Genomic DNA, 19,836 nt, shown 5'->3' with positions numbered 1-19,836 from the left:
CGCATGCGCGCCCATTCCGTCCGCCGCACGGTCCTGACCTGCGTGTCCACGGTCGCCGTGACGGTTCTCGCCCTGTCCCTCAAGCCGCACCACCCGGCTTCGGCGACCACGCCGTCCGCCTCCGCACCCTCCACGAGCAGCTCGTCCGGATCCTCTGGTTCCTCGGGCTCCTCCGGTACGCGCACGGTCACCGGTCCCACCGTCCGGACCCGCTACGGTCCCGTGCAGGTGGAGCTGACACTCGACGGTTCGAAGATCACGGCGGCCCGGGCCGTGCAGCAGCCGAGCGGCGATCCGCACAGCCGGCAGATCAACGTGTCCGCGGTACCGACCCTCGTACAGGAGACCCTCGACGCCCAGAGCGCCCGGATCGACGCGGTGTCCGGAGCCACCTACACCAGCGAGGGCTACATCAACTCCCTTCAGAGCGCGCTGGACCAGGCCCATGCGTGACAGCGACACGCTCCACCGGGTGGTGCACACCATGGGCACGGTCTTCTCCTGCGCCGTGCGCGCGGCACCGACACCCCGGCTCACGCGCGCCCTCGACGAGGCCGAGGCGCTGCTTCACCACATCGACGCGGCCTTCTCCCCGTTCCGGGAGGACAGCGCGGTGTGCCGGGTCCGGCGGGGAGAGCCGGTGCCCGAGGCGTGGCGGGACGAGCTGAACGAGGTCCTGTCCCTGTGCGAGGACGCCCACCGTCGTACCGACGGCTGGTTCTCCGCGTGGCATTCGGGCGTCTTCGATCCCAGCGGCGTGGTCAAGGGCTGGGCGGTGGAGCGCGCGGTGCGGCTGCTGCGGGAAGCGGGCGCCGAGAACGTCTGCCTCAACGGCGGAGGGGACGTCCAACTGCACGGCGGGCCCTGGCGCATCGGGATCAGTCACCCCCTGATTTCGGGGAAGATCGCCGCACACATCGAGTCCGCCGCGGGCCCACTCGCCATCGCCACCTCGGGCCCCGCCGAACGCGGCTGCCACATCGTCGACCCGAGCACCCGGGAACCGGTCACCGGCACACTCGCCTCGCTCACCGTGGTGTGCGAGTCCCTCACCGACGCGGACGTCCTCGCAACGGCCGCGTACGCACGGGGAGTTCAAGCACAGGAGTGGCTGGAGCGGCTTCCCGGAGTCACGGCCTTCGCGGTCACGACGTCCGGCGCGACCTGGGCGACACGCGGCCCGGCTCCCTGCGCTCCCTGACCTGTCGGCTCGCGGGAAGGGCCCTCGCGGGAGGGGCCACACGTCCCGCATTCGGGCCGATACGGCCCTGGGCCGACGGCGCCGTCGGCGGGACCCTGAAGGTGACCGGCCCAGTGAACCGGTACTGAACCGGATGGGAGGTTCCACATGACCGGCATGCTCGAATGGCGGCCTCCGATGCTGCCCGATCTGTTCGACTGGATCGAATCGGGGCTCGGCGGCCTGCCCGCGCACCGTGCCGCTCCCTCGCTGCACGGCATCCGCATCGAGGAGCAGCTCACGGACGACGGGTACACCTTGTCCGCCGAACTGCCGGGCCTCGACCCGGAGAAGGACATCGAGATCAGTGTCACCGGCGATGTCCTGACGCTGCGCGCGGAGCGCACGGCCCAGACGGCACAGAAGCGCCACACGGAATTCCGCTACGGCAGTTACGCCCGCGCCGTGCGGCTCCCCTCGGGAACGCGTTGGGAGGAGGCGAAGGCCGAGTACAAGGACGGCATCCTCATGGTGACCGTTCCCCTGGCCCAGACCGCGAAGGCCGACACCCGGACGATTCCCGTGCGCCCCGCGAGCGGCTGAGCCCGGGGTCCCTCACACGGAGAGGATGTCCATGAACTGCTACGACTGCGCCGCAGCGGACACATCGGTGTCCGCTGTGGCGGTGTGCCGACGTTGCGGGGCAGGCATCTGCGTTCAGCACGCGCACGTCGGCCATGTCTCCGTCCCGCGGACGGCAGGCACGGGGCTCAGCGAGAGCCATGCCCTCGCACGTCACCTGACGTGCGACGTCTGTCACCACGCCGAGGTGGCCGAGTAGCAAGCAGGAAAGGGACGGCGATGACCGTGCGGTGCGTTGTGGTCGGGGTCGACGGTTCGGTGCATGCCGATGCCGCCGCCGAGTGGGCGGCCGAAGAGGCACTGCTCACCCGGGCGGTGCTGCGGGTGGTGCATGCGGGAATGCCCGGCGCCGCCGACCAGAGTGCCCGCACGGTTCGTAAGCTGTCGGCGACCCACCCTGCGCCGGCGGTCGACCCCGTGCACACCGACGGCCCGCCCGTCCGGCGGCTCCTGGAGCAGGCACGCGACGCGGACCTGCTCGTCCTCGGTGTGCACGGCGCCGGGCTCCGCGCGGGGTCCGTCGCCCGCGCCGTGGCCGAGAGGTGCCCGGGCCCCGTCGTGCTCGTGCCGGTTCGGCCCTCGGCGGAGGCGTCCCGCCTCATGGGCCGGATCGCCGTGGGGGTGGACGCCCCGCACCCGGCCGAACGGGCGCTGGAGTTCGCCTTCGAGCGCGCCCGGGACCGGGCTACCGGGCTGCGCGCGATCCGGGCGTGGAAGCCGCCGGTGCCGACCGGCCCGCTGCCTCCGTTGGAGGCGGACCGGGCCACATGGGAGGACCAGGAGGTGCAGTCGCTGTCCGACACCCTGCGCCCCTGGGAGGAGAAGTATCCGGAGGTCCGTGTCCTGGAGGACGTCGTGCTGCTTCCGCCGGAGCGCGCGCTGCTCCTGGCGTCCGAGCGGGCCCGGCTGCTGGTGGTCGGCCGGCGCGGGCAGCGGCTCGGCCCGGCGACCACGCGGCTCCTCGCCGGGACGCGTGCGGCGGTGGCCGTGGTGCCGGAGTGAATTCACGTGCGTTCTGCACCCGGACATGTTGGGGTCGTTCCTTGTGAACGACGATTGCCTCGAGCCCGCGGACCTGATGGACAAGATGGAGCGGAATCTGGCGGAGCACGCCTGCCACCTGCACCGGAGCATGGCCGGTGCGACCGTCACGGAGGCCGAAGACCTCCTGCTCGCCGACAGCGGCCTGCACGACGACACCTTCAACATCGTGGCCGCGGCCCGCTTCACCGACGGCACGGCGACGACCCGCATCGCCGAGACATCACGGGCGCTGGCGCGCACCGGGCGCCCGTTCTCCTGGTGGGTCGGGCCCGCCTCCACGCCGCCGGACCTCAGCGACCGCCTGACGGCGGCGGGCCTGCCGGTGGCCGAGCGCGAGACGGCGATGTGGGCCGAGCTGGACGACAGCCTGCCGCTCCCCGCCGCGCCCGGCCTTGACATCCGGGCGGTGGCCACGCCCGAGCAGCTCGCCGACTACGCCACCGTCCTCGCCGCGAACTGGGACCCGCCCGCCGACACGGTCCGCCGCTTCTTCGCCCAAGCCGCCCCGCAGGCCCTCGCCGCGCACAGCCCGGCCCGCTATCTGGTCGGCTACGTGGACGGCCGTGCGGTCTGCTCGGCCGAGGTGTTCCGGCATGCCGCGGTGGCCGGGATCTACAACATCAGCACCCTGACCGCCCACCGCCGGCGCGGCTACGGCGGTGCCATGACGCTCGCCGCGCTCCACACCGCCCGCGACCGCGACCACAGGATCGCGGTCCTGCAAGCGTCGCGGGACGGCGAGCCCGTCTACCGCAGGCTGGGATTCCGCACCTGCGGTCGCTTCACCGAACACGCCGTCACCGCTTGACCGGGCCCCGGCGAGTACACCCCTCAGCAAATACGCGGCAGTTGCTCCCCCAACGGCATGTCCACGATGCGCTGCGAGCCGACGAGGGTGCGCAGGGTCACCTTTTCGGGCCGGTCCGCGACCGCCTGCCCGATCCAGGTGGCGTTCCAGCCCTCCGGCAGCCCGCGCAGCGCCTCCAGCGCCGCCTCGGCCGAGCTCCGCGCCACGAACGCGACGAAGCAGCCCTCGTTGGCGACGACCAGGGGGTCGAGGCCCAACAGGTCGCAGGCCGCCGCCACTTCGGTCGGCACGGGCAGCACGCTCTCCTCGATCTCGACGCCGACCCGGGCGTCCCGGGCGATCTCGTTCAGCACGGCGGCGAGTCCGCCGCGGGTCGGGTCGCGCAGCACGTGGACGTCGGGGCCCAAGGGGGCGAGCGCGGCGACCAGCCGGTGCAGCGGTCGGGTGTCGGATGCGATGGCGGTCTCGAAGCCGAATCCCTCGCGGGTGGAGAGCACGGCCGTTCCGTGCAGCCCTATGGGGCCCGAGACGAGGACCTGGTCGCCGGGCCTGGCGCGGGCGGCGGACGGCTGGAGGCCGGGGATCCGGCGCCCGACGCCGGTGGTCGTCAGGAAGAGACGGTCCGCCGCACCTCGTCCGACGACCTTGGTGTCACCGGTGATCACCGGGACGTCGGCATCGCGCGCCGCCTTGCCCGCGGAGTGCAGGACGGCCCGCAGTTCGGCGAGCGGGAGCCCCTCCTCGGCGATGACCGCGAGGGCGAGGGCGACCGGCAGCGCCCCGCGCATGGCGAGGTCGTTGACGGTGCCGTGGACGGCGAGCGAGCCGATGTCGCCGCCGGGGAAGACCAGGGGGTCGACCACGAACCCGTCTGTGGACAGCACCAGTTGACCGTCGCCGGGCAGCGGGGCCGCGTCCTCCAGGATCCCGTCCGGCGGAGCACCGAGGGCGGGCAGCACCACCTCGCCGAGGAGCTCGGCGGTCAGCCGCCCACCCGCGCCGTGGCCCAGCAGCAAGGTCTCCTCGTCGTGGTGCGGCGCGGGGCAGGCCGGGGTCATGGTGTGCTCCTCGTGGTGGACTCGGCCCGGGTGCGGCCGGCGGTGTGGAAGGCCGCGCAGGTGCCTTCCGTGGACACCATCGGGGCGCCGAGCGGGGTACGGGGTGTGCAACGGGTGCCGTACGCGGGGCAATCGGTGGGCAGTGCCGCACCGGTCAGGATGGCGCCCGCGATGCAGACGGGGTCCTCGACCGGGCGCAGGTCCGCGACGTCGAAGCGGCGGGCGGCATCGAACCGCTCGTAGGACGCGGCGAGTTCGAGTCCGCTGGCGGGCAGGACGCCGATGCCGCGCCAGGCGCGGTCGGTGACGCGGAAGACGCGGGACACCGCCTGCTGAGCCGCGGTGTTTCCGTCGCGGCGTACGGCGCGCGCGTACTGGTTCTCGACGGTGTGCCGCCCGCGCTCCAGCTGCCGCACGGCCATGAGGACGCCCTCCAGGAGGTCGAGCGGCTCGAACCCGGTGACGACGATGGGCACCTCGTAACGGGCGGCGATCGGTTCGTACGCCCTCCAGCCCATGACCGCGCAGACGTGCCCGGCGGCGAGGAAGGCCTGCACCTCGCAGTCGGGGTCGTCGAGCAGAGCCGTCATGGCGGGCGGTACGAGGACGTGGCTGACCAGGAGCGAGAAGTTCGCCAGGCCGAGCCGCTCCGCCTGGAGCACGGCCATGGCGTTGGCGGGGGCGGTCGTCTCGAAGCCGACCGCGAGGAACACGACCTCGCTGTCCGGGTGTTCGGCGGCGAGGCGGACGGCCTCCATCGGACTGTAGACGACGCGGACGTCCGCGCCCCGGGCCCGCAGCGACAGCAGGTCCGTCGTCGACCCGGGCACGCGCAGCATGTCGCCGAAGCTCGTGAACACGACACCGGGGCGGGCGGCGATGGACATGGCCCGGTCCAGGGTCTCCAGCGGGGTGACGCAGACCGGGCAGCCAGGTCCGTGGATCATCCGGATGCCCGCGGGCAGCAGTTCATCGATGCCCTGGCGGACGAGGGTGTGCGTCTGGCCGCCGCACACCTCCATGATCCGCCAGGGCCTGCTCGCCGCGGCCGTCAGTTCGGCGAGCAGCCGCCGGGCCAGGGCGGGATCGCGGTACTCGTCCAGGTACTTCATCGCGGCTTCGAGGACGGGTCGGTGAAGTCCATGCGGATGTCCACCACTCCTTCGACGGCCCGGGCGAGCCGGGCGGCCACGGGCACCAGATTGCGGTTGGCCAGCGTTCCTCCGAAGGTGACGACGCCCTCGGTGACCGTGACGGTCACCGGCTGGTCCGGGAACAGGTACGCGGCGACCGTGCGCCGCACCTCCTCCTCGATGTCGGTGTCGCTGCGCAGGAAGACCTTCAGCAGGTCGGAGCGGCTGACGACGCCTTCGAGCATGCCTTCGGCGTTGACGACCGGCAGCCGCTTGACCTTGCGGTGGGCCATGATGCGGGCGGCCTCGGCGAGGGTGGCGTCGGCCCGCACGCAGACGGCGGGACTGGACATGAGCTCGCCCGCGCTCACGGCGCCCGCCTTGGCCAGGTCGGACAGCCGGCGCAACTGGTCGTAGCGGGTCGGGTCGGCGTCCCGGAACTCCTCCTTGGGCAGCAGGTCCGCCTCGGAGACGACGCCGACGACCCGGCTCTCGCCCTCCAGGACGGGGACGGCGCTGACCTTCCACTGCTCCATCAGCTCGACGACCTCCTTGAAGGGGGCGTCGCGCCCGACCGCGACCACGGTGTGGGTCATCACGTCACTGACGATGTGCGGGCTGTGGTTCACGGGAGCCTCCTACGGGGCGGGCACGCGCTCGACGGTGAGGTCGAGGAAGTGGGTGGAGCAGGAGATGCACGGGTCGTGGTTGCGGATGGCGCGCTCGCACAGGTGCGTCAACTCCGCGTCGTCGCAGTGGTTTTGTGCCAGGGCGTCCTCGGCGATGCGGCGCAGGTCCTCTTCGATCGCGCCCTGGTTCTGGGAGGTGGGCGGCACGAGGCGGGCGTCGGTGACGGTGCCGTCCGCGTCGAGTACGTAGCGGTGGTAGAGGAGACCCCGGGGCGCCTCGGTGGCTCCGTGGCCGGCGCCCGCGCGCGGCGGCACCTCGACGCAGGGGCGTGCGGGCGGTTCGTAGGTGTCGATGATGCGCAGGGCCTCCTCGACGGCGTACACGACCTCCACGGCCCGGACGAGGATGCTGCGGAACGGGTTGCGGCACACGTCCCCTGCGCGCGGGTCCCCGAGTCCGGCCTCCCGTGCCGCTTCCAGCGCGGCGGGGGACAGAAGCCCGCCGTTGATCGCGTAGCGCGCGAGGGAGCCGGTGAGGTGGCGCCGGCCGCGCAGTGCGGCGTGCAGGGCCGTGGAGTGCTGGACCTGTGTCTCGACGACCTCGTGGGTGAAGTCGGCGAGGGCGAACCGGCGGGTGCGGTCGGTGCCGTGGGCGAGGACGGTGGGCGTGCCCGTGTCGATGGCGTACCGGTCCGGCTCGGACAGGGCCAGGAGGTCGTACGGGCTCGTCGCGTCGGGGAAGTCGAATCCCGTCACCCACCGCACCGTCGCCCACGCGTCGTCGAGCGCGCGGCGCAACTGCTCGGCGAGCGGGCGCAGTTCGCCCTTGGCCGGGGCGCGATGGAAACCTCCGACGCGGACGTTGACGGGGTGGATCGCCCGCCCGCCGAGCAGCTCCAGCAGGGCGTTGCCCGCCTGCTTCAGGCGCAGTCCGCGCTCGACGTCGGTGCGGTGGGTGCGGGCGAGGTCGATGGCGCCGTCGCGACCGAGGAAGTCGGGGGCGTGCAACAGATAAATGTGCAGCGTCTGGCTCTCGATCCACTCGCCGCAGTACAGCAGCCGTCGCAGCTCCTGTATCTCGTAAGGCACTTGGACGCCGCAGGCGTCCTCGATCGCCGCGCAGGCGCTCATCTGGTAGGCGACCGGGCAGATGCCGCACACCCGGGCCGTGATGTCGGGCGGCTCGGTGTGGGCGCGGCCGCGCAGGAACGCCTCGAAGAAGCGCGGGGGCTCGTAGATCCGCAGCCGGGCCGCGGTGACCGCCTCGCCGTCCACGGTGAGGTGCAGGGCGCCTTCTCCCTCCACGCGGGCGAGGGAGCCGACGTGCAGCACACGGGTTCCACGGTGGGTCACGGCCTGGGCTCCTCGTCGAAGGCGGCGAACGCGGCGGCGTTGAAGGTGTGCAGGAGTCGTTCGGTGTCCCGGTCGTCGAGTCCGTCGCGGTGCAGCACGGGGATGAGTGCGGGCAGGTTCACCGATCCCGAGGGGCCGAAGCAGCCGTAGCAGCCGCGCCCGTACGCGGGGCAGATCGCGCCGCATCCGGCGTGGGTGACGGGCCCCAGGCAGGGTGTGCCGTGGGCGACGGTGACGCACACCGTGCCGCGCCGTTTGCACTCGAAGCACACGCTGTGGTCGGGGACGTCGGGCTTGCGGCCGGCCAGGAACGCCGTGCTGACCTCGATGAGTTGACGGCGGTCGATGGGGCAGCCGCGCAGTTCGAAGTCGACGTCGACATGGGCGGAGACCGGGGTGGAGGTGGCCAGGGTCTCGATGTAGTCGGGGCGCGCGTAGACGGTGCGCCGGAACTCCTCGACATCGGCGAAGTTGCGCAGTGCCTGGATGCCGCCCGCTGTCGCGCAGGCCCCGATGGTGACGAGGTGGCGGGAGGCCTCGCGGATGTCCCGGATGCGGGCGGCGTCGGCGGCGGTCGTGATCGAGCCCTCGACGAGCGTGAGGTCGTACGGACCGGGTAGCACCTGACTGGACGCCTCCAGGAAGTGTGCGACGCGGACCTTGCCCGCGAGGGCGAGGAGTTCGTCCTCGCAGTCCAGGAGGGTGAGCTGACAGCCGTCGCAGGAGGCCAGCTTGAACACGGCGAGCGTCGGGGTCTCGGTCATCGTCGTCACAGCTCCCTGACGGCCATGAGGGGTGCGGCCCGGTCGTAGCCGAGGACGGGGCCGTCGCGGCACAGCAGGACCGGGCCGAGCTGGCAGTGCCCGCAGTGTCCGGTGGCGCAGCGCATGTTGCGTTCCAGGGAGACGCGGATCCGCTCGGGTGCCACACCCCGGTGGACGAGGTCGCGGCCGGTGGCCCGGATCATCGGCTCGGGCCCGCACACGAACGCGGTGGTGTGCGCCGGGTCGAAGCGGGCGCCGTCCAGGAGCCGTGTGACCAGACCGATCTCGCCGCGCCAGGAGGTCTCGGGGTGGTCGACGGTGACACCGGTGTACGCCGTGGCCCACTCCCCCGTCTCCGTACGGCAGATGAGGTCGGACGGGGTGCGGGCGCCGATGAGCACGTTCGTGCGCCCGTAGCCGCCCGGGTCGGCGACGGCGTGCCGGATCAGCGGCCGCAGCGGCGCGAGCCCGATGCCTCCCGCGACCACCACGAGGTCCTGGCCGAGGGCCTTCTCCACCTCCCAGGAGGTGCCGAAGGGGCCGCGCAACCCGACGATGTCACCGACCTGCTTGCCGCACAGCGCCGCCGACACGGCGCCGACGGCACGGATCGTGTGGGCGAGACCGTCCCCGGACTCGGCGATCACACTGACCGAGACCGGGATCTCCCCCACCCCGAACGCGTACACCATGGCGAACTGGCCCGGGGTGAAGCGCGGCAGGGGCGCGTCCGTCGGGACCAGGCGCAGGGTGACCGTGTCCCGTGTCTCCTCCCACCGCTCGACCACCCGGTACGGAGCGGGGACCGCGCTCATCGCGGCAGCCCGCTGCCGTGCGGGGCGTACAGGTCGAGGAGGCGGGTGCGCGCGGCGAGCAGCCGGTGGGCGAGGACCTCGCCCACCCAGTGCTCGACCTCCCGGCCGAAGTCGGCGTCGCTCGCGCACAGCTCCCGGACCTTCGCGGCGTCGAACTCGTAGGCGCGCACCGGGCTCATCGTCTGGGCGCCCAGCTGCCACACGTGCGGTTCGAAGAGCCAGGACCAGCCGACGAGTTCGCCGAATCCCAGGGATTCGATGACGGCCGGACGGCGTCCGGGGACGTGCATGTCGAGAGCGACGGTCCCGGTGCGGATGATCCAGAAGTGGTCGGCGTGTGCGCCCTCCTCCAGGATCCGGGCCCCCTCGGGGAAGTTGACCTGCCGTGCCAGTCCCATGAGACGGGCCCGGTGGATGCCGGAGAGTGCCTGGACCATGCGGGGTGTCGTCGTTGCGATCATCGTGGGGCCTCCTCTGCGATGGCCGCGACTTCCTCGGTGATGTCGATGCCGACGGGGCACCAGGTGATGCAGCGCCCGCAGCCCACACAGCCGGTGGAGTCGAACTGGTCGTACCAGGTGGAGAGTTTGTGGGTGAGCCACTGCCGGTAGCGGCTGCGCGGGGTCGCGCGGACCGGGCCTTCGTGGAGCCGGGAGAAGTCGAGGTCGAAGCAGGAGTCCCAGCGCTGCCAGCGCTCGGCGTGGTCACCGGTGAGGTCGGTGACCTCCTCCGTGGTGGTGCAGAAGCAGGTGGGGCAGACCATGGTGCAGTTGCCGCAGGTCAGACAGCGTGCGGCGACGTCGTCCCAGCGGTCCGCGTCCGGGTTCGCGCCGAGCAGGGCCCGCAGGTCGACCGGGGGCATGGCCCGGCCCATCCGGTCGCGGGCGGCGTCGACGGCGGAGCGGGCGGACTCGGTCGAGGCCATGTCCGCCTCGGTGCACGGGACTTGGGACAGGATCCGGGCACCGTCCGCGCTTCCGACGCGTACGAGGAAGCGGTGGCGGTCGCCGTCGACGAGTTCGGTCAGGGCGAGGTCGAACCCCGCGTCGGCGCCGGGGCCGCTCCCCATCGACACGCAGAAGCACGTCTCGCCGGGCTCGGTGCACTCGACGGCCACGAGGAACGCCTTCCCGCGCCGCGCCGCGTAGCCGTCGTCCTTGAAGTGCCCGCCGGCCAGGACGCGGTCCTGGATGGCGATGGCCCGCAGATCGCAGGGCCGGACACCGAGGAAGGCGTAGGCGGGCTGCTCCGCACCGGACGGCCGTACGGTCAGCCGGCCGCTTTCGGGGTCGCGGTCCGCGTCCCACTGCTTCTCGCGCTGCGGGTGCAGGAAGCTCTTCCAGGACTGGGGCCCCGAGGTGTGCGCGAAGGCCGAGCCGTCCTCCCTGCGCACCAACCGGTAGCGGCCGGCGTCCAGTTCGGTCCCCCACCCCCAGGGCAGTGCCTGGGCGCCGTCGAGCTCGGCGAGCACCACGGCGCCGTCGCGCACGGTGGGTCCGACGACGGTGCGCCCGTCGGCGATCAGGGCCGCGACGAGGGCGTCGAGTCCGTGCCGGTCGAGGACCGCGGTGGCGCCGGTGTCGGGCAGGGACGTGGCTCCGGTGGCCTCCATGGCCGCCTCCTTGGTCGGGTGTCCGGTCCGTGTCCACCGTCGGCCACCGGGTCCTTCGGGGATATGGGCCAAGCGGCCCTCATGCGGCCACCGGGCCCTCCCCGGCCGAGCCGATGTCGTCGGTCAGCGCCAGTAGCCGTCGCGGCGATCGGGGCCCCCGATGTAGTGCCGCTCCTCGACGACTTTCCCGCGCTCGCCCGGCAGCCGGCGCACCCCCGTGAGCGTGGTCAGACCGATGATTCCGCCGGCCATCAGAATCAGGCCGATGATCGGGGCGTGGAAGCCGAACACCAGACCGGCCCCGAGGATCACCGCTCCGAGCAGAAGCAACATGGCGAACATGCCGTGCCTCCTCCCTGCGGGCCTCGGGGACAAGGCCCCGAGGCCCCTCACCATCAGAATCCACCTCGCAGGAACCCGTGTCCTGGGCCGAAGGTCCCTGTCACCGGCCGTTTTGGCCCGACCGCTCGACGAGCTCCCGGGCGATCCCCTCCGCCCAGGCGGTGATCTGCTCGAAGTCGCGGAAGTCACCGCCCTTGCCGGACTTGACGATCATCCGGGCCATGCGGCCCCGGGCGGTCTCGTCGAGGCGTCCGCCGAAGGTGACGTGCCCGCGCGCGTCGATACGGTCCGCCACGCGACGCACCCCGGGCGTCGGCGGGATGTCCCGTTCCACCGCCGAGGCGTCCAGGGGACCGCTGCTGAACAGCCACACAGGGCGCCCCTCCAGCGCACGGGAGTTGCGGCGCGCGAAGGCGCGGGCGTGGCGGTGCCACCGCCCCGCGTAGAGTCCGCCGCCGAGGACCACCGCGTCGTACTCCTCGGCCTTCGTCCGTGTGTCGTTCGCCGGACGCACCGTGACGGCGCAGCCCGCCTTCTTCAGTACGTCACCGATGTGCCGGGCGATCTCGGCGGTGGAGCCGTTCTTCGTCCCGTAGGCGACCAGCACCGCGGGGGTCGCATCCGCCATGGTCCTCATCCTCCTTCAGAGCTTGCGCAGCCAGTCGTCCGCGATGCCGTGCAGGGCGTCGCTGTCCGGTCGCAGGTGCGAGTCGTCGAGGCGGTACGTCAGCTTGTCCACCACGCCGACGACGCCGTCGATGTGGCCGGCCATGCGGGCCGCGATCTCCTTCTCGCTGATCCGCTCCACCTGTCCGGACAGGGTGACGACGCCCTCGTGCACCTGGACGGAGAGGGTCTGTGGTGACAGCCACAGGCTGCGCACGAGCACTTCGTCGATCACCTCGCGGCGGATGTCCGAGTCGGCCCGCAGGAACGTCTGGAGCAGATCACGGCGGGTGACGATGCCGACGAGGCGTTCCTCCTCGTCCACCACGGGCAGCCGCTCCACCTTGTGATGGGCCATGGTGCGGGCGGCCTCGGCGATGGTGTCCTCGGCGTGCACCGTGACGGGCGGCTGTGACATCAGCGCGCCCGCGGTGCGCGCGGTCGCCCTGCGCGCCTCCTTGCGGGCGGCGCGGTGGAGCGCGGGAAGCCGGATGCGGCGCGCACGACCGTACGTGCCGTCATCGGCCCGTACCTGCCTGGCCAACAGGTCGGTCTCCGAGATGACGCCGATGACGTGGGAGTCCTCGTCGACGACCGGGAGACCGCTGATGCGGTGGCCGCTGAGCAGGCGTGCCACTTCCTTGAACGAGGTGCCGTACGTGGCCCGGACGACGTCGCTCACCATGACGGTGCCGACCTTGCTGTGTTTCATCCTCTTGCCTCCTTCGGGATCGTGCGGAGCCGGTCAGCGCAGCCGACGCAGATACGGGTCCTGGGGACGGGCCGGTGTCAGCCGCACCCGCGCGTCCAGGACCGTCACGCCGTCGCTCCGGGCGAGCACCGGGTTGAGGTCGGCCTCGGCCAGCTGTGGAAGGTCGCCCGCCATCGTGGACAGGCGCAGCAGGAGCCGCTCAAGCTCCTCCAGGTCGACCGGCCCCTCGCCGCCGTGCCCGAAGAGCAGTGGGGCACAGCGCGGGGCGGTGATCAGGTCGTGCACATCGTGGTCGGTGAGCGGGGCCAGGCGGGCCGCGTGGTCGGCGAGGACATCGGTCGCGGTGCCGCCGAGCCCGAACAGGACCAGCGGGCCGAACACGGCGTCCTGCACGACTCCGGCGAACAGTTCGGTGCCGCGCTGGGCCAGCGGCTGCACCAGCACTCCGGTCATGAGTCCGGCGAACCGGGTCTCCAGGTCCCGCCAGGCCGCGCGGACCTGCGCATCACCGCGCAGGTCGAGGTGGACGGCGTGCTCCTGCGTCTTGTGCAGCAGGCCGGGCCAGTGGGCCTTGAGGACGACGAGGCCGCCGGGCCCCTTGACGCGTTCGGCCGCGAGCACCGCGTCGTCCTCCGTCTCGGCCCAGGCCCAGGGCAGTTGCGGGATGCCGTAGCAGCCGAGGAGTTCGGCGCAGGTGCGCGGGTCGAGCCAGCCGCCCTCCTCGTTCGCGGCGAGGTACTGGGTCACGACCGCCTCGGCGCGAACCCGGTCGGTGCCGGCGATCTCGGGCACCGTGCCGCGCGGCCGGGCGAGTTGGCGGGCACGGGTCACCGCGTGCGCGAGGGCGCGGGCAGCGGACTGCGGGTCCGCGTACGCGGGGACGTGTCCGTCGCCGGCGGGCAGCAGGCGTACGGGGGCGCCCTGGTCGAGGAGGACCGCGGCGGTCGTTCGGGAGCCGCGCGGTGCGCAGGCCCCCGGGGCGGGGGCCAGCGAGCGGACGAGGTCGTCGCCGGTGGCCGCGGCGACCGCCGTCGGCACCAGGGCCACCAGGACGGCGTCGACCGCGCCGGTGTCGGCGAGCCGGTCGAGGCAGGCCCGCAGCTCGTCCTCGGACACGGCGGCCGTGGCGTCGACGGGGTTGGCGGCCGTGGCGCCCGAGGGCAGGACCGCCAGCAGGTCCCCGGCGAGTTCGGGGGGCAGCTCCGGCAGGTCGAGCCCGGCCTCGGCGCAGGCATCGGCGGCGAGTACGCCCGCGCCTCCCGCGTTGGTCACGACGGCGACCCGGCTCCCGCTCGGCAGCGGCTGGGTGTGCAACAGGGCCGCGGTGTCCAGGAGTTCGCGGATGGTGCGGGTCGCGGTGATCCCGGCCTGGGTGAACAGGGCCTGGCGTGTCATGGTGCGGGTGGCCGCCGCGGCCGTGTGCGAGGCCGCCGCGCGCCGGCCGGCCTCGGTGCGTCCCGCGTCCACGGTCAGCACGGGCATCCGCCGGGTGATCCGGCGCGCGGTGCGGGAGAACGCCCGCGGGTTGCCGAAGGACTCCAGGTGCAGCAGTGCCAGATCGGTGCGGCCGTCGCTCTCCCACCACTGCAACAGATCGTTGCCGCTGACGTCGTACTTGTCGCCGAGGGAGACGAAGCTGGAGACCCCGATGCCGAGTCGTTCCAGGCCGCTCAGGAGCGCGATGCCGACGCCTCCGGACTGCACCGCGACGCCGGCGGTGCCGGGGCGCGGGTGCGTGGCGGCGAAGGTGGCGTCGAGGCTCAGGCCCGGCTCGGTGTTGGCGAGTCCCAGGCAGTTGGGGCCGGCGCAGCGCATTCCGTGCGCGCGGCACGTCGCCAGCAGCGCGGCGGCCTGCGCGGCGTCGAGCCCGGCGGTGACGACCAGCAGGGAGCGCACTCCGGCCTTGCCGCACTCCTCGGCCACGGGACCGACCTCGGCGGCGGGGACCGCCACGACGGCGAGGTCCGGTGGCGTGGGCAGGGCGGCGACCGACGGGCTCGCGTGCACGCCGAGGATGGTGGTGGCCCGGGGGTGGACGACGTGGATGCGTCCCGTGTATCCGCCGGAGCACAGGTTGCGCAGGATGGCCCTGCCGACGGATCCGGGCTTGCGGCCTGCGCCGATCACCGCCACCGAGCGGGGCCGCAGCAGGGGCACGAGGCTCGCCACGTCAGCCGCACGGCCGCGCTCCTCCACGGACGTCAAGTAGTTGTCGTCCTGGGTGAGTTGTACGGTGCAGTGCACCTCGGGGCCGTCGAAGCGGCGGGCTGTGCGCATCCCCAGGTCGGCGAAGACCTTCAGCATCTCGTGGTTCTCCGCGAGGGCGTCGGCGGTGAACGCGGTGATGCCTTCGGCGCGCGCGGCGGCGGCCAGGTGCTCAAGGAGCAGCGTGCCCACGCCCCGGTGGTGCCAGGCGTCGGACACCGCCAGTGCGATCTCCGCGAGGTCCGAGTCGGCGGTCTGCTCGTACTCGGCGACACCCACGAGCTGTTCGTGCACCTCGGCGAGCAGGCCCCGGTGACCGGGCGGCCGCGGGGTCGCGCACATGCGGTCCGCGGCCATCCGCGCCGAGTTCCGGCTGAGGCCGAAGAAGCGCAGCCGCAGGTTCTGGTCCGACATCTCCTCGTACAGTCCCTGCACCGCGTCGTGGTCCGAACCCCGGGCGGGCCGGATCCGGACGGTCGTACCGTCGGTGAGCAGTGCGTGTGTCTCGGCCACGGCCTCTCCCCTGTCCTTCGCGGGCCGGCGCGGAGTCGGCCACGGTCACTTCGAGGGTCCGGCGCCCGTGCCCAGCTCCCCAGGTGCCGGGCGGGCATCGCCGTTGGGCCGTACGGCCCTTGCCGCCGCGCCGTCGGGCCCGGCCGCGGGCAGCGCCTCGCCGAGCTCCCCCTCGACCGCGCCTGCCATGGCGCGCAGCACGTCGAGGGTGCGGCGCGCCTCGGCCTCGTCGACGGTGGTGATGGCGAAGCCGACGTGCACGATGACGTACGTCCCCGTGCCGGCCTCCGGCGTGTAGGCCAGGCACACCTCGCGGCGCACCCCGCCGAAGTCGACGGTCGCCATGGGCAGTCCGGCGCTGTCGTGAACTTCCGTGATCCGTCCGGGGATTCCGAGGCACATGACGCGCGCTCACTCCTTCGTGCTGTTGAGTCGGGCGGCGGCGACGGCCGCCTGCCCGTAGCTGATGCCGCCGTCCCCGACCGGCACCTCCCGTCCCACGAGGACCCGCAGCCCCTGGGCGCGCAGAAGGCGTCGCACGTCGGCGAGCAGCCGCCGGTTGACGAAGCATCCACCGGCCAGGCAGACGGTGCGCGGGGCGCCCGACTCGACGGCTCTGCCGACGAGTTCGGCGGTGACCTCGGCGAGAGTGGTGTGGAAGGCCGCGGCGAGCACGGACTCCGGTTCGCCGTCCGCGCGGCGGGCCAGGAGGTCGGTGAGGGTGGGCAGCGGGTCGTACACCCACAGGTCCTGGACCCGCACGAGGCGGTGGGCGAGCGGTACGGCGCGCCGCCTGCCCGCCGCGGCCTCCAGGGCGACGGCCGCCTCGCCCTCGTACGTCACGCTGTCGACGAGACCGAGCAGGCTCGCCGCCGCGTCGAAGAGGCGGCCCGCGCTGGAGGCGGGCGGACAGTTGAACCGCCGCCCGATCATGGCGCTCACGGTGGCGACGTCTCCGGGTGCGAGACGCGCGGTCAGGGTGCGGATCAACTCCGGTGCGGGGAGCGGCGATCCGAGCGCCTCGGTGCCGAGCAGACAGCCGAGCGCGGCCCGCCACGGGTTGCGTACGGCCGCGTCCCCGCCGGGCAGCGCGGCGGTGGCGAAGCGGCCCACGCGCCGGTACGAGGTGAGGTCGGCGACCATGATCTCTCCGCCCCACAGGGTGCCGTCGGCGCCGAGTCCGAGGCCGTCGTAGGCGACCCCGGTGAACGGCCGGGTCAGCCCGTGCTCGGCCGCGCAGGCGGCAAGGTGCGCGTGGTGGTGCTGGACCGGGACGAGCGGCAGCGCCCGGGCGCGCGCCCACTGGGTGGACAGGTATCCGGGGTGCAGATCGTGGGCGACGGCCCGCGGAACGATGCCCGTCAGCGCGCTCAGGTCGCGGTACGCGGTCTCGAAGGCGTCGTACGTCGCGCGGCCCGCCAGGTCGCCGATGTGCGCCGACAGATGGGCCCGGTCACCGTCGGCGAGCGTGAAGGTGTGCTTGAGCTGGGCGCCGGCGCCCATCAGCGGTGACGGGGCCCGCGGGGACAGCCGCAGGGGCGCAGGCGCCAGCCCGCGGGCCCTGCGCACCGTGAGGACGCTGCGGCCCGCCACCTGGACCACCGAGTCGTCGTAGCGGGCGCGCACGGGCCTGTCGTGGCCGAGGAAGCCGTCCGCGATCGCCCCGAGGGACCGCCGTGCCGCCGCGTCGCCCACGGCGATGGGCTCGTCGACGCCGTTGCCGCTGGTGACGACGAGGGGACCGGCGAACTCGCGCAGCAGCAGGTGGTGGAGTCCGGTGGTCGGCAGGAACAGCCCGACCTGGTCGGTGCCGGGATGGACGGCGTCCGGCAGACGGGGGCCTCCAGCGGGAAGCAGCACCACCGGCCGGACGGGCGTCGTGAGCGCCGCGCGTGCCGCCGCTCCGACGCGGGCCAGGCGCCCCGCCTCGTCCAGGTCGCGCACCATCACGGCGAACGGTTTGACGGGGCGGTGCTTGCGCTGCCGAAGCCGCGCGAGGGCGGCCTCGTCGGTGGCGTCGCACACCAGTTGATAGCCGCCGAGGCCCTTCACCGCGACGATGCCGCCCGCCGCAACCGTCTTGACCGCCGCCCGCAGTGCCTCCTCTCCTCGGAAGTCCTCCCAGGACAGGGTGGGCCCGCAGTCGGGGCAGGCGATCGGTTCGGCGTGGAAGCGCCGGTCTCGCGGGTCGCCGTATTCGGCTGCGCACGCCCCGCACATCGGGAACCGGCGCATCGTCGTGCGGACCCGGTCGTAGGGCAGTGCCTCGATGATGGTGGCGCGCGGGCCGCAGTCGGTGCAGTTGACGAACGGGTAGCGGTGACGCCGGTCCCACGGGTCGAACAGCTCTGCCAGGCATGCCGGACAGGTGGCCGCGTCGGGCGGGATCTCGCGCGCGACGGCCGGGACGCAGCGCGGGCCCGCGCTGGCGCGCACGGCGAATCCGCTGCCCGGCGTGGGGGCGGCGGCCGCCCCTTCGGACATCCGGACCGAGCGGACCCGGGCCAGCGGCGGCGCGGCATGAGCGAGCAGACGGCCGAACTCCTCGACGGCGCGCGGCGGTCCGGCGATCGTGCCCGCGACGTGTCCGTCCACGTTGGCGACCCAGCCGTCGAGGCCGAGGGCCGTCGCGGTGCGGTGCACGAACGGTCGGAAGCCCACGCCCTGGACGGTGCCCGCGGCCTCGAAGTCCCGCACGACGCGGCTCATGCGGTCACCCGCGGGCTGCGGCGTCACGGTGGCGGACGATCTCGTCCTCGACCGAGGCGGCGAGCGGGTCGACCACCGCGGCCACGGCCCCCGACATGTGCGTGCCGAGCGAACTGTCGCCACCCTCGACCGCGTACACGACGAGGCGTCCCGGCAACCGGCCCAGCACCCGGGCGAGTTCGACGGCCTCGCCCAGGCCGAGGCCGTGCGAGCTGGTCGTGGGCGGCTGATTCAGCCGCTCGGCGTCGAGCTCGATGCGGTGCACCCGGCCGGGCTGCCCGGGGTGGGCGTGCGCGGCGTCGACGAGAACCGCAAGAGCCGCCCCTTCCCACAGCCCGATCAGCCGGCCCGGGTCGCCGTCGCACGTGGCGAGCACCGTCCCGGCGGGCAGCGGCCGCCGAACGGCGTGCTCGCGCAGGCGGTCGACGACGGCCCAGCCGACACCGTCGTCGCGCCGGAACTCGTTGCCCACACCGATCACCGCGATACGGGTTCGCGCGGCCATGGCCACTCCCTCCGCCGGTCGCCGCGGGGTCACGTCAGACGTGCGGCGACATGTTCCGTGAGGTCGAGGAGGCGGTTGGTGTAGCCCCACTCGTTGTCGTACCAGCCGAATACCTTGACCAGTTCTCCGTTGACCTGGGTGAGCGGGGCGTCCAGGACGCACGAGGCGGGGTCGCCGACCACGTCGCGCGAGACGATCGGGGCGTCGGACACCCGCAGGATGCCCTTCAAGGAGCCGTCGGCCGCCTCGCGGTAGGCCGCGTTGACCTCGTCCGCCGTCGCGGACCGTTCAAGAAGCACGGTCAGATCCGTCAGCGATCCGTCCTCCACCGGTACGCGCACGGCGAGCCCGTCCAGCGTCCCCGCCAGCTCCGGCAGCACCACGCCCACGGCGCGGGCCGCCCCGGTGCTGGTGGGGATGATGTTCACGGCGGCGGTGCGGCCCCGGCGCGGGTCCTTGTGCGGGCCGTCGAGGACGACCTGGTCGTTCGTGTAGCCGTGGATGGTGGTCATGAGCCCGGCGGCGATGCCGAACCGCTCGTCGAGCACCTTCACCATCGGGGCGACGCAGTTGGTGGTGCACGAGGCGTTGGAGATCACATGGTCCCGGTCCGGGTCGTAGGTCTCCTCGTTGACGCCCATGACCACGGTGGCGTCGACTCCCCTGCCCGGCACGGACAGGAGTACCTTGCGCACCCCCGACTTGAGGTGCGCCCCGGCGTCCTCGCGGCCCCGGAAACGGCCGGTCGACTCGATGACGATGTCCACCCCGTACGCGTCCCAGGGCACGGCGCCCGGATCGCGTTCGGCGGTCACGGCGACGCGCCTGCCGTCCACCGTCAGCGCGGCGCCGTCGTGGGTGACGGTGCGGCGCAGCCTGCCGTACGTGGAGTCGTACTCCAGCAGGTGCGCGAGCGCCGCCGGCGAGGTGATGTCGTTGACGGCGACGACGTCGACCGATGTGCCGTCCTTGCCCTCCGCGCGCTCCAGCACGCAGCGCAGGTAGTTGCGTCCGATGCGGCCGAAGCCGTTGATCCCCACACGTACGCTCACGTTCCCCGCCCTCCGGGTCGTCTCGATGCGCCTGTGCTGCCAGCCTGCTGGCCCACCCGCGAGGCCGGCATGGGCCGCCCGGGGCGCGGGACAG

The 19,836-nt window shown here is 73.2% G+C and carries 22 protein-coding genes; 6 read left to right on the top strand and 16 right to left on the bottom strand.

Annotation, left to right across the window (positions count from 1 at the left end; all coding sequences use genetic code 11):
• Window positions 1-3 precede the first annotated feature (3 nt).
• The 6 genes from ACNYS0_RS39610 to ACNYS0_RS39585 all read left to right on the top strand — a co-directional run bounded on the left by ACNYS0_RS39610 (window position 4) and on the right by ACNYS0_RS39585 (window position 3,674).
• Window positions 4-453, top strand: coding sequence for an FMN-binding protein (locus tag ACNYS0_RS39610; RefSeq protein ID WP_422481206.1), 450 nt, complete (start codon window positions 4-6; stop codon window positions 451-453).
• Window positions 446-1,201 (top strand): FAD:protein FMN transferase, encoded by a 756-nt coding sequence (locus ACNYS0_RS39605; RefSeq protein ID WP_422481204.1) that lies wholly within the window; start codon window positions 446-448, stop codon window positions 1,199-1,201. Before ACNYS0_RS39610 ends, ACNYS0_RS39605 begins: the two co-directional genes overlap by 8 nt.
• Before the next feature lie 147 nt (window positions 1,202-1,348).
• Window positions 1,349-1,783, top strand: a complete 435-nt coding sequence (locus ACNYS0_RS39600) for an Hsp20/alpha crystallin family protein (RefSeq protein ID WP_422481202.1) — start codon at window positions 1,349-1,351, stop codon at window positions 1,781-1,783.
• A gap of 25 nt (window positions 1,784-1,808) precedes the next feature.
• Window positions 1,809-2,021 carry a DUF2180 family protein gene (locus ACNYS0_RS39595; RefSeq protein WP_422481200.1) on the top strand — a complete coding sequence of 71 codons (213 nt, stop codon included), beginning with the start codon at window positions 1,809-1,811 and terminating at the stop codon, window positions 2,019-2,021.
• A 20-nt stretch (window positions 2,022-2,041) separates the two neighbouring features.
• Window positions 2,042-2,824: a universal stress protein gene (locus tag ACNYS0_RS39590; RefSeq protein ID WP_422481198.1), complete on the top strand. Its 783-nt coding sequence runs from the start codon at window positions 2,042-2,044 to the stop codon at window positions 2,822-2,824.
• Window positions 2,825-2,909: 85 nt separating this feature from the next.
• Window positions 2,910-3,674, top strand: a complete 765-nt coding sequence (locus ACNYS0_RS39585; RefSeq protein ID WP_422482892.1) for a GNAT family N-acetyltransferase — start codon at window positions 2,910-2,912, stop codon at window positions 3,672-3,674.
• A gap of 23 nt (window positions 3,675-3,697) precedes the next feature.
• On the opposite strand, the gene hypE is transcribed toward ACNYS0_RS39585, so the two are convergent.
• The 16 genes from hypE to gap form a co-directional block, all read right to left on the bottom strand.
• Window positions 3,698-4,732, bottom strand: coding sequence for a hydrogenase expression/formation protein HypE (hypE, locus tag ACNYS0_RS39580; RefSeq protein WP_422481196.1), 1,035 nt, complete (start codon window positions 4,730-4,732; stop codon window positions 3,698-3,700).
• A complete protein-coding gene (gene hypD / locus ACNYS0_RS39575; RefSeq protein WP_422481194.1) occupies window positions 4,729-5,844 on the bottom strand; it encodes a hydrogenase formation protein HypD in 1,116 nt (371 codons plus the stop codon). The genes hypE and hypD overlap by 4 nt, the downstream gene beginning before the upstream one ends.
• On the bottom strand, window positions 5,841-6,494 hold the full coding sequence (locus tag ACNYS0_RS39570; RefSeq protein WP_422481192.1) for a CBS domain-containing protein: 654 nt from the start codon (window positions 6,492-6,494) through the stop codon (window positions 5,841-5,843). The genes hypD and ACNYS0_RS39570 overlap by 4 nt, the downstream gene beginning before the upstream one ends.
• A 9-nt stretch (window positions 6,495-6,503) precedes the next feature.
• Window positions 6,504-7,847, bottom strand: coding sequence for a Ni/Fe hydrogenase subunit alpha (locus tag ACNYS0_RS39565; RefSeq protein ID WP_422481190.1), 1,344 nt, complete (start codon window positions 7,845-7,847; stop codon window positions 6,504-6,506).
• Window positions 7,844-8,611 carry an NADH-quinone oxidoreductase subunit B family protein gene (locus ACNYS0_RS39560; protein WP_422481188.1) on the bottom strand — a complete coding sequence of 256 codons (768 nt, stop codon included), beginning with the start codon at window positions 8,609-8,611 and terminating at the stop codon, window positions 7,844-7,846. Before ACNYS0_RS39560 ends, ACNYS0_RS39565 begins: the two co-directional genes overlap by 4 nt.
• 5 nt (window positions 8,612-8,616) lie before the next feature.
• Entirely contained in the window at window positions 8,617-9,426 is an 810-nt protein-coding gene (locus tag ACNYS0_RS39555) for an FAD/NAD(P)-binding protein (RefSeq protein ID WP_422481187.1), read from the bottom strand.
• Window positions 9,423-9,887 (bottom strand): Crp/Fnr family transcriptional regulator, encoded by a 465-nt coding sequence (locus ACNYS0_RS39550; protein ID WP_422481185.1) that lies wholly within the window; start codon window positions 9,885-9,887, stop codon window positions 9,423-9,425. The genes ACNYS0_RS39555 and ACNYS0_RS39550 overlap by 4 nt, the downstream gene beginning before the upstream one ends.
• Window positions 9,884-11,038 (bottom strand): 4Fe-4S dicluster domain-containing protein, encoded by a 1,155-nt coding sequence (locus ACNYS0_RS39545; RefSeq protein WP_422481183.1) that lies wholly within the window; start codon window positions 11,036-11,038, stop codon window positions 9,884-9,886. The genes ACNYS0_RS39550 and ACNYS0_RS39545 overlap by 4 nt, the downstream gene beginning before the upstream one ends.
• Window positions 11,039-11,161: 123 nt before the next feature.
• Window positions 11,162-11,380, bottom strand: a complete 219-nt coding sequence (locus ACNYS0_RS39540; protein WP_422481181.1) for a hypothetical protein — start codon at window positions 11,378-11,380, stop codon at window positions 11,162-11,164.
• A gap of 100 nt (window positions 11,381-11,480) precedes the next feature.
• On the bottom strand, window positions 11,481-12,008 hold the full coding sequence (locus tag ACNYS0_RS39535; RefSeq protein WP_422481179.1) for a flavodoxin domain-containing protein: 528 nt from the start codon (window positions 12,006-12,008) through the stop codon (window positions 11,481-11,483).
• A gap of 15 nt (window positions 12,009-12,023) precedes the next feature.
• On the bottom strand, window positions 12,024-12,758 hold the full coding sequence (locus ACNYS0_RS39530; protein ID WP_422481177.1) for a CBS domain-containing protein: 735 nt from the start codon (window positions 12,756-12,758) through the stop codon (window positions 12,024-12,026).
• Window positions 12,759-12,791: 33 nt separating this feature from the next.
• Window positions 12,792-15,476, bottom strand: coding sequence for a bifunctional acetate--CoA ligase family protein/GNAT family N-acetyltransferase (locus ACNYS0_RS39525; RefSeq protein WP_422481174.1), 2,685 nt, complete (start codon window positions 15,474-15,476; stop codon window positions 12,792-12,794).
• Window positions 15,477-15,521: 45 nt separating this feature from the next.
• Window positions 15,522-15,878 carry a HypC/HybG/HupF family hydrogenase formation chaperone gene (locus ACNYS0_RS39520; RefSeq protein ID WP_422481172.1) on the bottom strand — a complete coding sequence of 119 codons (357 nt, stop codon included), beginning with the start codon at window positions 15,876-15,878 and terminating at the stop codon, window positions 15,522-15,524.
• Window positions 15,879-15,887: 9 nt separating this feature from the next.
• Complete coding sequence (gene hypF / locus ACNYS0_RS39515; RefSeq protein ID WP_422481170.1) at window positions 15,888-18,185, bottom strand: carbamoyltransferase HypF; 2,298 nt, start codon at window positions 18,183-18,185, stop codon at window positions 15,888-15,890.
• Window positions 18,186-18,189: 4 nt separating this feature from the next.
• A complete protein-coding gene (locus tag ACNYS0_RS39510; RefSeq protein WP_422481168.1) occupies window positions 18,190-18,690 on the bottom strand; it encodes a hydrogenase maturation protease in 501 nt (166 codons plus the stop codon).
• Between the two features lie 29 nt (window positions 18,691-18,719).
• On the bottom strand, window positions 18,720-19,742 hold the full coding sequence (gap, locus tag ACNYS0_RS39505) for a type I glyceraldehyde-3-phosphate dehydrogenase (RefSeq protein WP_422481166.1): 1,023 nt from the start codon (window positions 19,740-19,742) through the stop codon (window positions 18,720-18,722).
• Between the last annotated feature and the right edge of the window lie 94 nt (window positions 19,743-19,836).

The organism is Streptomyces anthophorae (assembly GCF_049310305.1).
In the GTDB taxonomy this organism is placed as follows: domain Bacteria; phylum Actinomycetota; class Actinomycetes; order Streptomycetales; family Streptomycetaceae; genus Streptomyces.
This window is presented reverse-complemented; position numbering and strand designations above follow the sequence as displayed.